This is a genomic window from Streptococcus moroccensis (assembly GCF_030812835.1).
GTDB classification, from domain to species: domain Bacteria; phylum Bacillota; class Bacilli; order Lactobacillales; family Streptococcaceae; genus Streptococcus; species Streptococcus moroccensis.
The window spans coordinates 30094-46373 of record NZ_JAUSTM010000010.1; the positions used below are offsets into that span (position 1 = coordinate 30094).

14 protein-coding genes and 1 pseudogene are annotated in these 16280 nt (G+C 43.7%); all 15 read right to left on the bottom strand.

All coding sequences use genetic code 11. From position 1 onward, the window contains the following. On the bottom strand, nt 1-2658 hold the full coding sequence (gene polA / locus J2S23_RS06030) for a DNA polymerase I (protein ID WP_307121853.1): 2658 nt from the start codon (nt 2656-2658) through the stop codon (nt 1-3). Nucleotides 2659-2817: 159 nt separating this feature from the next. Beyond that, on the bottom strand, nt 2818-3459 hold the full coding sequence (locus J2S23_RS06035) for an alpha/beta fold hydrolase (RefSeq protein WP_307121854.1): 642 nt from the start codon (nt 3457-3459) through the stop codon (nt 2818-2820). Beyond that, complete coding sequence (gene trmD, locus J2S23_RS06040; protein ID WP_307121855.1) at nt 3456-4178, bottom strand: tRNA (guanosine(37)-N1)-methyltransferase TrmD; 723 nt, start codon at nt 4176-4178, stop codon at nt 3456-3458. The genes J2S23_RS06035 and trmD overlap by 4 nt, the downstream gene beginning before the upstream one ends. Next, nucleotides 4168-4686: a ribosome maturation factor RimM gene (gene rimM, locus J2S23_RS06045; RefSeq protein WP_307121856.1), complete on the bottom strand. Its 519-nt coding sequence runs from the start codon at nt 4684-4686 to the stop codon at nt 4168-4170. Before rimM ends, trmD begins: the two co-directional genes overlap by 11 nt. Nucleotides 4687-4819: 133 nt before the next feature. Continuing rightward, complete coding sequence (locus J2S23_RS06050) at nt 4820-5062, bottom strand: KH domain-containing protein (RefSeq protein WP_307121857.1); 243 nt, start codon at nt 5060-5062, stop codon at nt 4820-4822. 18 nt (nt 5063-5080) lie between these two features. After that, entirely contained in the window at nt 5081-5356 is a 276-nt protein-coding gene (gene rpsP / locus J2S23_RS06055) for a 30S ribosomal protein S16 (RefSeq protein WP_307121858.1), read from the bottom strand. Nucleotides 5357-5503: 147 nt separating this feature from the next. Continuing rightward, nucleotides 5504-6280 (bottom strand): class I SAM-dependent methyltransferase, encoded by a 777-nt coding sequence (locus tag J2S23_RS06060; protein ID WP_307121859.1) that lies wholly within the window; start codon nt 6278-6280, stop codon nt 5504-5506. Nucleotides 6281-6339: 59 nt separating this feature from the next. Beyond that, nucleotides 6340-6672: pseudogene (locus J2S23_RS06065) on the bottom strand (CHAP domain-containing protein); the annotation flags it as partial. 605 nt (nt 6673-7277) lie between these two features. Then, nucleotides 7278-10457 carry a carbamoyl-phosphate synthase large subunit gene (carB, locus tag J2S23_RS06070; protein ID WP_307121860.1) on the bottom strand — a complete coding sequence of 1060 codons (3180 nt, stop codon included), beginning with the start codon at nt 10455-10457 and terminating at the stop codon, nt 7278-7280. A gap of 513 nt (nt 10458-10970) precedes the next feature. Continuing rightward, entirely contained in the window at nt 10971-12059 is a 1089-nt protein-coding gene (locus J2S23_RS06075; RefSeq protein ID WP_307121861.1) for a carbamoyl phosphate synthase small subunit, read from the bottom strand. A gap of 25 nt (nt 12060-12084) precedes the next feature. Next, nucleotides 12085-13011: an aspartate carbamoyltransferase catalytic subunit gene (locus J2S23_RS06080; protein WP_307121862.1), complete on the bottom strand. Its 927-nt coding sequence runs from the start codon at nt 13009-13011 to the stop codon at nt 12085-12087. A gap of 73 nt (nt 13012-13084) precedes the next feature. Then, on the bottom strand, nt 13085-13606 hold the full coding sequence (gene pyrR, locus J2S23_RS06085) for a bifunctional pyr operon transcriptional regulator/uracil phosphoribosyltransferase PyrR (protein ID WP_307121863.1): 522 nt from the start codon (nt 13604-13606) through the stop codon (nt 13085-13087). 245 nt (nt 13607-13851) lie between these two features. Next, on the bottom strand, nt 13852-14487 hold the full coding sequence (locus J2S23_RS06090; protein WP_307121864.1) for a Pr6Pr family membrane protein: 636 nt from the start codon (nt 14485-14487) through the stop codon (nt 13852-13854). 1 nt (nt 14488) lies between these two features. Next, the gene (locus J2S23_RS06095; RefSeq protein ID WP_307121865.1) at nt 14489-14827 is read right to left on the bottom strand and encodes a zinc ribbon domain-containing protein YjdM; all 339 of its coding nucleotides are present in this window, start codon (nt 14825-14827) and stop codon (nt 14489-14491) included. 81 nt (nt 14828-14908) lie between these two features. Then, nucleotides 14909-16255: a branched-chain amino acid transport system II carrier protein gene (gene brnQ / locus J2S23_RS06100; RefSeq protein WP_307121866.1), complete on the bottom strand. Its 1347-nt coding sequence runs from the start codon at nt 16253-16255 to the stop codon at nt 14909-14911. Nucleotides 16256-16280 lie beyond the last annotated feature (25 nt).

The window sequence follows — 16280 nt, forward strand, 5'->3', positions numbered from 1 at the left end:
TTACTTCGCTTCGTACCAGGTTTTTCCTGTACTTTCATCGGCAATTAGTGGAACGGACAATTGGATAGCGTCTTCCATCGTGGTTTTAACGAGTTCAGCTACCGCTTCGACCTCATGTTCTGGTACTTCCAAAACGATTTCATCATGGACTTGGAGCAGCATGCGTGCCTGGTAATTCCCTTCAGCAAGCGCTCTGTCCAAGTTGATCATGGCTACTTTTAAAATATCTGCAGCCGATCCTTGAATCGGTGAGTTAATGGCCGTGCGTTCCGCAAATTGGCGAATGTTAAAGTTTCTCGAGTTAATGTCTGGCAGCTCCCGGCGTCTGTGGAAAATCGTCTCAACATAGCCCTTATCCTTGGCTTCCCGAACAACACCTTCCATGTAATCTTTGATGCCTGGGTAACGGTCAAAATACGTATCGATATATTCTTTGGCCAGTTTTCGAGTAATACCGAGGTTGTTAGAGAGTCCAAAGTCAGAAATGCCATATACGATACCAAAGTTAACCGCCTTGGCATTGCGTCGGTCATTAGCAGTAACCTCTTCTGGTTTTTCAATGCCAAAGACACGCATGGCTGTTGACGTGTGGATATCAATTCCATCTTCAAAAGCCTTAATTAGGTGCGCATCCCCAGAGATATGGGCCAGTACTCGAAGCTCAATTTGGGAATAATCGGAACTCATGAGGACACTCTTGTCCCAGGACGGCACAAAGGCCTTCCGAATCAAGCGACCTTGCTCTAAGCGTATTGGAATATTTTGCAAGTTAGGATCCGTGCTAGACAGACGCCCTGTCTGCGTCAAGTCCTGCACATAACGGGTATGAATCTTGCCCTCAGCAGTGATAAAGTCCTGCAGGCCAACGACATAGGTCGATTGGAGTTTCGCGATTTGACGGTAGTCAAGAATCTTAGCCACAATTGGCGACAAGGGTGCTAGGCGCTCTAAGACATCAACCGCCGTCGAATAGCCTGTCTTGGTTTTCTTGGTCATCTCGACTGGTAAGCCCAGCTTTTCAAAGAGAATACTTCCTAATTGCTTAGGGGAATTAATATTAAATTCTTCACCTGCTAGCTCATAGATTTCTTGCGTCAGGTTATCTAGAACCACGTCGTTTTCAGCCTGCATGGCTTCCAAGGTTGCCTTGTCGACCTTGATCCCTGCAATCTCCATCTTGGCTAGTACATATGCCAGAGGTTGCTCCATATCAATTAATAAGTCTAGTTGCTGGTTCTCTGTCAAGCGTTCACGCATCATTTTTTCCGTTTCGATGAGGACAGCGACCTTTTGGGCCAAATGGCTGAGCAGAACATCTGTTTCTGGTACCGCTTTTTTGACTCCCTTACCATAGACCGTTTCATCTGACGCTAGCTGACGCTGACCATAAAGTTCAGCGATGGTTGCAACCGTATTGTCTTCAATGGTCGAGAGCAAATACTTGGCCAAACGGCTATCAAAGGCTGGCGCCGGCAACTCAACTCCATGGCGACTCAGCAAAACCTTGGTCCGTTTAAAATCATAGGTTTTGAGAGCTGTTGTCTCGAAAAAGTCTCTCAAAACAGGAGAGCCTAACAACTGATCACCAGCTGCTGCGTAAATTTTACCGCTATCGCCCCAAGCAAGACCGATAACAGGCTCCGTATGGTAATTATCGTTTAGAATTTCAAGGTAGAAAAACTGCTGGTCATTTAACATCTCTGGGGTGATCTCAGTGACCACTTGGTAATCGACCTCGGCTGTAGCAACGCTCGTTTCCTGACCTTCTACAGGCAGTTGGGCCTTGAGCTGTTTAAAGCCCATTTCATCGTAGAATTTAGACAAAGCACTAATATCTTTTGGCCCTGAGTATATGATGTCTTCTAAACCAATAGTTAACGGTGAGTTTGTTTCAATCGTAGCGAGTGTCTTAGAGAGAAAAGCTTGTTCCTTATCGTTAATCAGATTTTCCTTCATTTTAGACGCCTTCATAGCATCAATATGGTCATAGATTCCTTCTAAGCTGCCATATTCATGAAGCAACTTTAGCCCTGTTTTCTCACCGATTTTAGTGACACCGGGGATATTATCAGAGTTATCTCCCATCAGGGCCTTGAGGTCGATAAACTGACTAGGTGTAATGCCCATTTTCTCCATGAGATAGGTTGGTGTATAGGATTCAAACTCTGCTACTCCCTTTTTGGAAATTTCAACCGTAGTATGACTGTCTGTTAGCTGGATTAAATCCTTGTCTCCTGAGACCACGGTGATTTCAAAATCCTGGTCAATCAGCTCTGCTTTTTTAGCAAGAGTGCCGATAATATCATCTGCTTCGTACTGGTCCAACTCATAATGCTGGATGCTCAGCACATCTAACATCTGACGGATAAAGGGAAATTGCTCCCTAAATTCGTCTGGTGTTTTGGCACGACCGCCCTTGTAGTCCGCATACATTTCTGTCCGAAAGGTGGTTTTCCCAGCATCAAAGGCAACCAAAACATGGGTCGGTTGAACCCGTTTTAGAATATGATCAAGCATAAGATGAAAACCATAGATAGCGTTGGTATGCAGTCCAGCAGGACTTTTAAAACGGTCAATCTGGTGATAAAGGGCAAAGAAAGCCCTAAATGCAACAGAAGACCCATCAATCAAAAGTAATTTATTCGTCTTATTTTCCATAGGTCTATTATACCACAGGGCAAGAAAAAAGACTGGCTTAGCAACATCTCTTGGTAGCTAAGATTGGCTAAGGAAGTCTTAAAAATACATCAGATTCAAAACATTAAGCCAGAATCGGACTATTGTAATAGAAAGGTTAAACAGATAAGTCGTGTGGCCTTAATTTTCAAGTTTTTCTGATTTGATTTTCTTCAAAAACGCCTGAACGACTTCTGCCAACGCCTCTGGTGCTTCGTCTGTCAGCAAATGACCGGCATTGGGTATGGTATGATAAGTAGCATTTGGAATGAGATCTGCTGCTTTTTGGGAAGTTTTCAGATTGGGCTTGTCCTTCGCGCCACAGATGATGGCACAAGGTAGGTTGGTATAAGTGAGGACTTCCGTTAAATCTAACTCTGCTAGAGAGTTATAGAATTTGTTCAAACTTACCTTATCCACACCTTGCTTGGCAAAGGTTGATTTTGGGAGCAGTTTAAACATAGCCTTTTGCAGGTAATAAAATGGATTCCCCCGCAGATTGTATTGACCTGCACAGGCGATAATGCCTTTCACATTGGCAGGCGGATTGTCTAACAGTCGAAAAGCAAGGCTAGCTCCCAGAGATAAGCCAACGACCACGACATCATCATCCATGCAAGCCAACTCCTGTCGGACATGGGCATCCATTACCTCGTAGCTTTCTGACAAACGCCCATTGTCAAATAATTCAAGTGCTAAACAGTCATGGTCCCCTAAAGAGTCTATCACCCTGTCCCAGGCCTTAGCAGTTTGCCCTAATCCATGTAAAAAGACCAGTTTCATTCGATGTCTCCTTTTATCTTTTGGAAAATCTGAGCTTCTTCCTCTGTAAACTCATAGTTTTCCAATAAATCAGGTCGACGCTCTAGGGTTTTGCGCAAGCTTTGTTCTAGACGCCATTTTCGGATATTCTCATGATGGCCAGACATCAAAACATCTGGTACGACCATCCCTCGATACTCATAGGGACGAGTGTACTGTGGATATTCCAAAAGACCTGATGAGAAACTATCGTCCTGATGACTGGCTTCTTTACCGATAACTTCTGGGATCAGGCGCACAGTCGCATCGACCATGGTCATGGCTGCCAATTCCCCGCCAGTCAGGACAAAGTCCCCCAGTGAGATTTCATCCGTGATCAGAGTCTTAATCCGTTCATCATAGCCTTCATAGTGACCACAGATAAAGACTAGATGCTCTGCTTGTGCTAAATCTTCCGCGTATGCCTGATCAAAGGTTTTACCCGCTGGATCAAGCAAAATTACACGTGGCTGGCTATTTTTAACAATAGCTTCATAGGCATCAAAGATTGGCTGAGCCCGAAGGAGCATCCCTTGCCCTCCCCCATAAGGTTCATCGTCAACATGGCGGGCTTTTTCTGCATACTCTCTGAAATTATGATAGGAAATGTCTAGTAAGCCCTTCTCCTTAGCCTTACCAACAATAGAGTGCTCCAGTGGGGCAAACATTTCCGGGAAAAGGGTCAGAATATCAATCTTCATCGTCTAATCCTTCCAAGAGCTCGACATTAACCCGCTTGTTAGGTATATCGACATTGAGAACCACAGGAGGAATATACGGCAAGAGCAAATCACGTTTGCCTTTACGCTTGACTACCCAAACATCATTAGCTCCAGGCTGGAGGATTTCTGAAATGGTTCCCAACAACTGGTCCTTCTCATAGACCTCGAGTCCGATGATTTCATGATAGTAAAATTCTCCCTCATCCAAATCTGAAAGGTTCTCTTCTGCTACCTTAAGGCTAAAGCCCTTGTACTTTTCGATATCATTGATGTGGTAATGGTCCTTAAATTTGATGATGTCAAATTGCTTGTTCTTGCGGTGGGTCGCGACAGTCACTTCTTTTACAAAGTTCTCTTTCTCATCAAAAAGGCTAAGAACACTACCTTTTTTAAAACGGTCCTCTGCAAAATCAGTCACCGCCATTACCCGCATCTCACCTTGTAACCCTTGGGTATTAACAATTTTGCCTACATTAAAATAATTCATAACTACTCCGTTAGTCTATAACCCTATCTTCCCATTATGAGATCAGGTTCTGATTTTCTCAAGTTCTTCTATTTTACCATGTTGGTCTATATTTCTCAATCTAGACAGCAAAAAAGAGCTCTTTCGAGCCCTCTTATTCTTTCTCATCAATGACGAGACGTACTTTTTTGCCATCTGTTGGGACAGAATAAACAATCGTTCTTATCGCAGAGATCGTGCGACCTTTGCGACCGATAACACGACCAATATCGCTTTGATCGAGGTCCAGATGGTATTCCAAAAACTCCGGTGTGTCCTCAATTTTTAAAGTGAGGCTGTCGGGTTGTGAAATCAAAGGTTTCACAATCGCAATAATCAGATTTTCAATCATGTCCATAGGCTTACACTACTTTTCTTATTTTTTAGCGTACTTAGCGTTGTGGAATTTCTCCATAACACCAGCTTTTGAAAGAATGTTACGTACAGTGTCAGATGGTTGAGCACCTTTTGACAACCAGTCAAGCACGCGGTCTTCTTTAAGAGTCACTTGGTTTTCAGTGACAAGTGGGTTGTAGGTGCCGACTGTTTCGATGAAACGACCATCACGTGGTGCACGTGAATCTGCAACGTTAATACGGTAGAAAGGTTTCTTTTTAGAACCCATACGAGTCAAACGGATTTTTACTGCCATTTTGAAATATTCTCTTTTCTCTTTTATAATTTATGGTTGGACAATAGCAAAGCTATCACCTCACTTTATCTAGTATATCAGATTTTCAGATGATGTCAAGAAAAAAACTTGACAAAGTTTTTGTTATTCCCAAAAGATTCTATTTGATTAAGATTGGGATAGTCGAGTAGACGAGACATCAATAACTCCAAAATGAAACTTGGTATTGGGCCTGACCAGTCGATCAAATCCTAACGTTTCAAAACTCGAATCTTTAAAATGTGCCTTAAGGATGATTTTCTGTCTGGCCACGCGCTTGGCTTCTGCTAGAAACTCTGGCGTCATCCTTGCAGGATTAGCCAAAGATGCTAATCCTGATAAATTTTCAGACTCTGTGATATTTTCGGAAAACATAGGATCGCAATAAATCACATCCACTGATTGGTCTGGCGCAGCCTTTAAGAAGGCTAAACTGTCAACACACTGGGTCTTGATGCGACGCATGGCATGATCTATCTGATCATTTCCCGACACAAAGCGCTTTAACCCCTGGCTTACAATCAGGTGAATCAGGGGATCACTCTCTAAGGCTGTCACCTGATGGCCAGCATAAGCCATGACAATACTATCGCTAGCCAAGCCCATGGTCGTGTCCAGTATTTGGAAAGGACTCGATCCAATTAGTTCCGAAAGAGGGTCTCTAGGCGCCTTAATCCTTAACATGGCCGTATCTGGATGAAAGGATAGGGTCTCGCCAGTGTTGCTTCTAAAGAGCAGTTTATCCTTATAGACCACCAAGGCCCCTTCCTTATCTCCTATGATGCGCCTTATACTTGCTTTGCCTCTTTCCAGATAAGGCACCTGAAAAGCGTTTGCCAGAGCTACCGCTTCAGCTAGCTTCTCAGGATCAGTCTTAAAACTGGTCGTTACTACAAAATCTTTCATACTGTGATTATAGCATGAAATGATTAAAAGCCTCCCAATTTATGAGAGACTTGTTCGATTTAGGATGCTGGGTAGATGTACATGACACTATAGCCATAGGCAGGGTCTGTTGGGTCAAAAATTCCTCGGTAATTACCGATTTGCATAATACCATTATAGTTTGATTCCAAAACCTGAATAGCTGTATCTGACTGGACATCTACAACGTAAGCGACATGGCCATATCCACCATCAAACCAGACTGCTACCGCTCCTTCTTGAGGGGTTGTTCCGACTTGGTATCCTGCTGCTTGAGCGCTTGCTACCCAATCTGCCGCATTCCCCCAATAATCGCCTACCCATGGAGCCAACACTTTAACTCCCCAGGTGCATTGTCCCATCGGATAAGTATTTGTTTCTGTATTGGTATAGGTGGGTATAGTAAACGTAGAATCATAGCTAACATCTACTGACGACGTATAGTTAGTAGAACTGTCATAAGTGGTTGAAGTGGATGTATCGTACGTATAGTAGTTGTAGGCAGGATATCCGTAATCTGGTTGCCAAACAGCTTCATTGTAATATGCAAATGATTCGTTAGGTGCGCCTTCTTCAAATGAAAGGGCAGAAGCCTCTTGATTACTCCATAACGCAACACCCAGTATTCCCGCTGCTACTGCCATTTTTAGTGAAGTGGCAGAATGAAGAACTGTCAATGGGGAACCATTGTCTCCACCTGAGTTGCTTTTCGTTCTCGTCGTTCTTGCTTTCCGTGAATGATGTTTACTTTCTTCTATCGTCATTTAAATGACCTCCTAGACTAAATTTAACGGCTTACCGCTAGATTCCTCAAACATAAGCACAAAAAATCGACTCTTTTTGAGGTGCCCTTAGTCTACAGAAGAAGTCTTAAAACAAACTTGTAAAAACCTTAAGGAATGCTGAAAGCTATTAGTATTTAAAGTGAGCGATTGGAGAAACAAAAAACAGGATGTCTCCTGTTTTTCCTATTTCTATTTTAAATTGGTTGGGTCATAAAGCTGCGGCTTTCCAGAACCTTAAGCATGGCATTGGCTGTATCAAGTGCGGTGAAGAGCGGTACGCCGTTTTCTACTGCTGCCTGACGGATCATAGCACCGTGCTGTCCAGCGGTACGCTTCGTCCCCACAGTATTGATAATAGCCTGAACCTTGCCTTGGCGGACAAGACTAAGGATATCTTCTCCCTCGCCTTCACCAATTTTGGCAACGCTTTGTGCGGTCACGCCATTCTTATTAAGGAAGGTAGCTGTTCCCTTAGTGGCTAATACCCCGTAACCAATATTTTGGAAACGGCGTGCCATTTCTAAGGTCTCTTCTTTGCTATCATCTGAAATGGTGAAGATGACATTGCCAAATGTAGGCAAATGTAAGTAGCTGGCTTCAAAGGCCTTGTAAAGGGCTTTTTCAAGGGTTGTATCTGACCCCATAACCTCACCAGTTGACTTCATTTCAGGGCCGAGCAGGCTATCAACCTTAGCTAACTTGGTAAAGGAGAAGACTGGTGCCTTAATATGAACCTGCTGGCTTTCTGGGTAGAGCCCATCTGCGTAACCAAGGTCAGCCAAGGATTTGCCGAGGATCAATTGAGTAGCAACCTGAGCCATTGGAATACCAGTTACCTTAGACAAGAATGGTACTGTACGGCTAGCACGTGGGTTAACCTCAATCACATAGACCTGCTCGTCTTTGATAACAAACTGAATGTTCATCATACCGACACAATTCAGTCCGATAGCTAGACGTTTGGTATAGTCTACAATGGTATCTTGGACAGTCTGTGAGAGGGTTTGCGGTGGGTAAACTGCCATAGAGTCCCCTGAGTGAACACCCGCTCGCTCGATGTGCTCCATAATCCCAGGAATCAACACCTGCTTGCCATCAGAAATCGCATCCACCTCACACTCTTGACCAACAATGTAAGAGTCTACAAGGACCGGATGATCCGGGCTAGCCTTAACCGCAGTCCGCATATAGGTTCTAAGGTCTGCTTCATTTTCCACGATTTCCATAGCACGACCACCAAGAACGTATGACGGACGGACTAGGACTGGGTAACCGATGCCCTTAGCTGCAGCTACTGCGCCTTCTTCATCAGTCGCAGTCTTCCCTGGTGGCTGTGGAATGTCAAGAGCCTTAAGGGCCTGCTCAAAGAGGTCACGGTCTTCTGCCCGGTCAAGGTCAGCTACCTGAGTACCAAGGATCTTCACACCTGCTTCTGCCAATGGCTCAGCCAAGTTAATGGCTGTCTGGCCACCAAACTGCACCACAACACCGATGGGTTGCTCGAGGTCAATGACGTTCATGACATCTTCAAACGTGAGTGGCTCAAAGTAGAGCTTGTCTGAAACAGAGAAGTCTGTAGATACCGTCTCTGGGTTGGAGTTCATGATGATAGCTTCATAGCCCGCAGCCTGAATAGCCTTCACCGAGTGAACTGTTGCATAATCAAACTCCACCCCTTGTCCAATACGGATTGGACCTGACCCTAAGACAAGGACCGACGGTTTTTCAGAGCGGATTGACTCATTTTCAAAGGCATAGGTTGAGTAGAAGTAAGGCGTTTCAGACTCAAATTCTGCAGCACAGGTATCCACCATTTTATAGACTGGCAAGACTTGGTTTTCTTGGCGCATCTGGCGAACAGCTCCTGCACTTGTATCCCAGAGGTCAGCAATCTTACGGTCTGCAAAGCCATTGAGTTTGGCCGTTTTTAAGAGATCCAAGTCACCTGGTACTGCTAAAAGATCTTTCTCGATCTCATGGATGCGGAGCAACTTGTCCAAGAAGAAGGTGTCAATTTTTGTCAGCTCTGCTAATTCTGAAACAGTGTAGCCACGGCGAATAGCTTCTGAGAGGTAGAAAAGACGGTCATCCTGGGCCTTAACCATTTTTTCAACCAAAAGGTCATCCGATACATCTGCTAATTCAGGCATTTCGTTATGATAGACCCCAACTTCAAGGGAACGACAAGCTTTAAGAAGGCTCTCTTCAATGTTACGGCCGATGGCCATAACTTCACCTGTCGCCTTCATCTGCGTGCCAAGACGGCGCTCCCCTTTTTCAAACTTATCGAATGGGAAACGTGGAATTTTAGCGACCACATAGTCTAGGGCAGGTTCAAACATAGCATAAGTCGATCCTGTGACAGGGTTAACCATTTCATCCAAGGTCAATCCAACCGCAATTTTAGCTGCGAGCTTGGCAATCGGATAACCTGTTGCCTTAGAGGCTAGGGCAGACGAGCGAGATACACGCGGGTTCACTTCGATGACGTAGTACTTGAAACTGTGTGGGTCTAAGGCAAGCTGAACGTTACAGCCCCCTTCGATTTTAAGGGCACGGATGATTTTCAAGCTGGCATCGCGGAGCATTTGGTGCTCAATGTCAGAGAGAGTCTGCGTTGGCGCAAATACGATAGAATCCCCTGTGTGAATGCCAACTGGGTCAAAGTTTTCCATGTTACACACCACAAGGGCATTATCAGCTGAGTCGCGCATCACTTCGTACTCGATTTCTTTGAAACCAGCAATAGAACGCTCGATCAAACATTGGGTTACAGGAGACAATTTCAAGCCATTTTCAGCGATCTCACGGAGTTCTTCTTCGTTGGCACACATCCCGCCGCCGGTACCACCAAGGGTAAAGGCTGGACGTACAATGACAGGATAACCGATCGTATTGGCAAAAGTAACTGCTTCTTCTACCGTATTGACAATCTCAGACTCTGGAATTGGCTGATTGAGTTCTTCCATCAATTGCTTAAATAGGTCTCGATCTTCTGCTCGGTCAATAGCGGATAATTTAGTTCCTAAAAGCTCCACACCTAACTCATCTAAGATACCTTCCTTGGATAGCGTCATCGCCATGTTCAGACCTGTCTGCCCACCGAGTGTTGGTAGAAGAGCATCTGGACGTTCCTTGCGCAGAATGCGGGTTACAAATTCAAGCGTAATGGGCTCGATATAGACCTTATCAGCAATCTCTTTATCCGTCATAATGGTTGCTGGATTCGAGTTAACCAAGACAACTTGGTAGCCTTCTTCTTTCAGGGCCAAACAAGCCTGAGTCCCAGCATAGTCAAACTCAGCAGCCTGACCAATCACGATTGGACCAGACCCAATCACCATAATTTTTTTAATATCCGTACGTTTTGGCATAATTTAAGATACAAAGGGCGTCTAAAAATCCGTATGAAAATAGGAGGCTGACGCTGTGTGCTAGCACACAAGGAAAGACTATCTTTTTCAATAGGATTTTAGCCCGTGTTCATTTCTAAAAAAACACGAGACCTTTGCTTACTCCTTTCTATTCGCCGTCTCTCGGGACGGCATTAAATCTGTGACTCCGACGTGAGAAAACACCGGCCATATTCCGGTTGTTTTCGAGCTAGTGCCTGACCTAGCCAAGGCACCCTAGTGGTTGGCGTATGACAAGGAGCTACGTTAGTAGCACTTGGATTTGGGCAGGCCTTTCTATTCGCCGTCTCTCGGGACGGCATTAAATCTGTATCTCCGACGTGAGAAAACACCAGCGATATTCTGGTTGTTTTCGAACTAGTGCCTGACCTAGCCAAGACACCCTAGTGGTTGGCGTATGAAAAGGAGCTACGTTAGTAGCACTTGGATTTGGGCAGGCTTTTCTTTTTCTGTCTCTCATTTAGGAGTATCGTATTATCGTTTGGCTTGCTCTAGCTTAAACGCGTCCATCAATTCCATAAAGTCATCAAAAAGGTAACTTGCATCATGTGGACCAGGTGCCGCATCTGGATGGAACTGAACTGAAAAACCAGGAAAATCACGGTGGCGAACGCCTTCCACAGACTTATCATTAATTTCCTCATGGGTTACAATCAGACAATCTGGCAGATTGTCACGTGATACAGCAAATCCATGGTTTTGACTGGTAAAATCAACGCGACCGGTAGCTATCTCACGTACGGCATGGTTAAAGCCTCGGTGACCGAAAGTCATCTTATAAGTCGAAGCACCATTAGCTTTACTGAAAAGTTGATGACCCATACAAATGCCAAAAATAGGAAGTTTACCTTGAATTCCTCGAATCATGTCAAGAGCCCACGGCACATCATCGGGATCACCAGGTCCATTTGACAGCATTACACCATCGGGATTAAGTTCTAAAATAGTTTCCGCTGTTGTATCATGAGGCACAACCGTCACGTTGCATTCACGTTTTGCAAGTTCACGCAAAATCGAATGTTTAAGGCCAAAGTCTACTAGAACAACTGACCTTCCCACACCAGGAGCTGGATACGCTGTTTTGGTCGAAACCTGAGAAATCCCATCTGTAGGTAAGACAGTTGCTTTTAGTTGGTCTAACTGATGCTCTAAATTGTCTCCGACATTAGAAAGGGTAGCCTTCATGGTTCCATGCTTGCGAATAATCCGTGTAAGCGCCCTTGTGTCTATACCAGAAATCCCTGGAATGTTTTTAGCTCTTAAGAATTGATCAAGCGTCATCTGGTTACGCCAGTTGCTGCCTTCCCTTGCCCATTCATAAACGACCACGCCCTTACAAGTCGGATGGATAGACTCATAGTCGTCTCGATTTATCCCATAATTGCCCACCATTGGGTAGGTAAAGGTTAAGATTTGCCCGTTATAGGATTGGTCTGTGATAGATTCTTGGTAACCTGTCATACCTGTATTGAAAACCAACTCACCAGTTGTATCAATATTAGCTCCGAAGGCTTCCCCTTCAAATACCGTACCGTCTTCTAAAATCAATCGTCTTCTTGTCATTTCTTCTCCCCTATCCATTTTTATATTAAGCTCTGTCACGTAAGACGGCTTCAATAATGGCCATTCTAACAAAGACACCATTAGCCATCTGAGCTACAATCCGTGACTTTGGTGCCTCCACCAAGTGATCGTCAATCTCAACACCGCGGTTAACTGGTGCAGGATGCATGACAATTGCTTGATCTTTCAAACAGTCATACCGAGCCTGAGTCAGCCCAAATTGGCTGTTGTACCTTTCTTTTGAAAAGCTGGTTTCCCCATCATGACGTTCATGCTGAACTCTTAGAAGCATGACAACATCTAGCTCATCAATGACATCATCGATGGCGACATGACGACCGTAAACATCAAATTCCTCTGAATACCATTCTGCAGGGCCCGTAAAATAGAGCTCAGCTCCCAGTCGTTTTAAAATCTGCATGTTTGACTTGGCTACGCGCGAATGCGTCAAATCCCCACAAATAGCAACTTTCAACTGGTCAAATTGACCAAATTCCTCATAAATGGTCATTAAGTCAAGTAATGATTGACTAGGGTGCTGACCAGATCCATCTCCACCATTAATGATGGCAGAGTTAATATGACCACTGTCGACTAATTGTTTATAATAATCGACATCAGGATGTCGAATGACACAAACATCTGCACCCAAAGCAGACATGGTCAATACTGTGTCGTAGAGTGTTTCACCCTTATTAACTGAGCTGGTTTTTGCATCAAAATCAATCAAATTCAATCCCAAGCGCATCTCCGCAACCTCAAACGATTTATGGGTTCGGGTTGAGGATTCAAAGAACAAGTTAGCCGCGAAATACTGGCGTTGAGGATTAAAGGTCGCACGACCATTTTTAAAATCAGACCCTCGTCTGATGAGTCCTAGAACCTCTTCATTGGTCAGCAATTCCATGCTGACCAGGTTCTGAAGGGAAACTTGACCATTTAAAATTGACATATTAAAACCCTCTTCTGAATGATGTCTCTCCGATAAAGCAATGGTTTAAATAATGAAAGAAGTCCACATACTCTTAATCAACCGTTAAGAGGTCCACCGCATCTTCCCCATCAATTTCTTCCACCTTGACAATGATTTCCTCTGCCCGACTAGTTGGAATGTTTTTGCCAACATAATCTGCTCGAATAGGCAATTCACGATGTCCACGGTCTACAAGGACAGCTAAGCTTACTCGCGAAGGGCGACCAAGACTCACCAAATTATCGATAGCTGCACGAATCGTACGACCTGTATAAAGAACATCATCTACCAAAATGACATCACGATCTGTAACATCGGCTTCCATCATAGTCGTGTCTTCTTCAACTTTGATATCATCACGAAATGGTTTTGTATCAAGAGACCCTAGTGGCACCTGGACACCTTCTAATTGAAACAAGCGTTCTTGAATCCGTTTGGCAATTGGCACACCTCTTGTTTGAATACCTGCAAGAACGATATTATCTAAATTTTTATTGCGTTCAATGATCTCGTAGGTAATCCGTGTAATAGCCCGTTTCATTGTCATGCTATCAATGATTTCTTTGGTCTTCATCCTAATCTCCTTTTTTTCAAATCATCGGCTCTCACCAAAAAGAGCATCTCCCTTTAGGAGATGCTCAAAATTCAGGGCACAACAATTCTGTTATCCCTGGCTTTATCCGTCTCCTTACTTGCCTCACGGGACAAGATTAAAGGAATTTTATATTAATCGTATTATACCAGAATCTCAGCTAATTTCAAGGAAAAAGCTACTCCGACTGTTTAAAAAAGACTACTTCCTAAGAAATAGTCCATGTTTTATCGTACCCGTTTACGGGACCAATTGATTTGTTTGATGGCATAGAGAAGGTAGCCACCTATAACATAAACGACACAAATAATCGCAATCATCTGAAGGACATAGGGCCAACCATACTTGGTTACATTGATGAAAAAGTAGGGAAAAGGACTATCTTTAGCATCTTTAATGGGTATTTTAGTAACCAAGCCGTTAAAAAGGGCAAGCCCACAATAAACGATAGGAACACCTGTCCATAGAAAAGGGTCATACCATTTGTACTGCCTAGGTTTATCAAAGAAGAACGTATCTAGAAACATCATTGCAGGAACCAAATAATGGCACAATATATTTTCCACTCGCCAAAAATCATCTGCAATCGGCGCTAGTAAGATATGGTAAATCACCATGGTAATCATAATCGCCATTGTTACTGCAGCCTTGCTGCGAAGGACCTTTTGTGATGCCCAGATAGCCTCTGATTGCGTCATCATCAGATAGACCTGATAAGCCATAAACAAGAAGACCAAGAGATTCGATAAAATTGTGTAGTACATAAACATATGTCCACCATACTTAACCACTTCAAGGAAAACGCCAATCAAGGCTAAAAGCGTTAAGTGTAGACGATAATATAGGATTTTATTTGACGTCATTTTAAATCTTCTTTACAAATTCAGACTTCAGCTTCATAGCGCCAAAGCCATCAATTTTACAGTCAATGTTATGGTCTCCTTCAACGAGGCGGATATTTTTCACGCGCGCCCCTTGTTTAATGTCTTTAGGGGCCCCTTTCACCTTAAGATCCTTAATAACAGTTACCGTATCACCATCTTGTAGGAGGGTGCCGTTACTGTCTTTAACGACAAGGCCATCTTCTTCGACTGTCGTGTCAACTGGATTCCACTCATGAGCACATTCTGGACAAACCAGCAAGATGCCATCTTCATAGACATAAGGGGACTGGCACTGGGGGCAATTTGGTAAGTTTTCCATATTTTCATTCTCACTTTCATTTTCTAGAGCCTAGTATAGCAGATTATCCAAATTTCAACAAGAGGACTCCTAGAAGTTTCATTATGTCCGTTCAGTGAATTCACCCTTGAATCCAGCGATAAAAACACCGATAACAAGTCCTAAAGAAGCAGGAAGAACCCAGCTCATTCCAATCGTTGAAAAAGGAAGGAGTTTTTTGGATAAATCGACTAGAGCTGAAACAACCGGTACAGTTGCCCATGGTGAACTGGCCAACCCATCTATCATCGCTGGAAGTAAAGTCAGATATATTGTCCAGCGATAAACGGTCCTATTTCCTTTCAACCACCTCTCCAAAAGAGCTAACCCAACAAGCACTATGGCAAGGGGATAGATAAACATCAATACTGGAATGGAATAGGCGATGATATTGGTCAATCCGACATTTGCAAAAATAGCTGGGAAAAGAGTAGCTCCTGCCAGAAAGGTGTGGTAGGAGACAGATGGAAACATCTCCGCAAAGGTTTCTGAAAATGCAGTTAGAAGTCCTACAGCAGTTTTCAAGCAGCCAAAAAAGACGATTAATGCCAATAAAACACTCCCAAACGTCCCTAAATAATAGTGAGCAATCTGGGCTAGAGCGATTCCTCCATTTTCGGATAAATTAAATTGACTTAAACTGGTTGCCCCTGCATAAGCCAAAAGGGTATAAAGGATAGCCATCAAGGACATACTGATGACGCCTGATTTAACCATATCGGTCGCCATTTGACGAGGTTCTTTGATTCCTAAATTTTTAAGGGCTGATATGACCAAAATCGCAAATGCCAAAGAGGCTAACACATCTAACGTATTATAGCCTTCAAGAACACCTGTTGCCAATGCGTTTGACTGGTAGGATGCTTGGATAGGAGCGCTTGAAACTCCACCCATTGGATTAAACAGAACCAATACCAGTAAGATGCCAAGGACGACCAAGAAAACAGGGTTTAAAAATTTTCCAACATAATCCAAAATTTTTGTTGCTTGACGTGACATGGCCCATGCTAAAGTGAAGAAAAACAGAGAGTAGAGGGCTAAGGCCAAGGCATTATCCTCTCCGACAAAAGGTCCTAGCCCAATTTGAAAGGAGGTACTGGCAAGTCTTGGAATGGCAAAGAAAGGTCCAATCACCAAATAAAGCAAGACCGTAAAGAAAGTGCCAAAATGATGGCCTGCCCGAGAGGCAAGGTCGTAAACACTAGTGCTACGTGTAAAAGCCATCCCTACGATTCCTAAAAAGGGCAAGCCAATAGCAGACATTAAAAAGCCAAAGACAGCTGGCCAAACATGAGCTCCTGCTTCTTGTCCCAAATGGACAGGGAAAATCAGATTTCCCGCTCCAAACATGATTCCAAAAAGCATGGAACCAATAAAAACATAATCTTTTCTTGTTAATGTCTTTGACATAACAGATCTCCTTTTTTTGACTCGT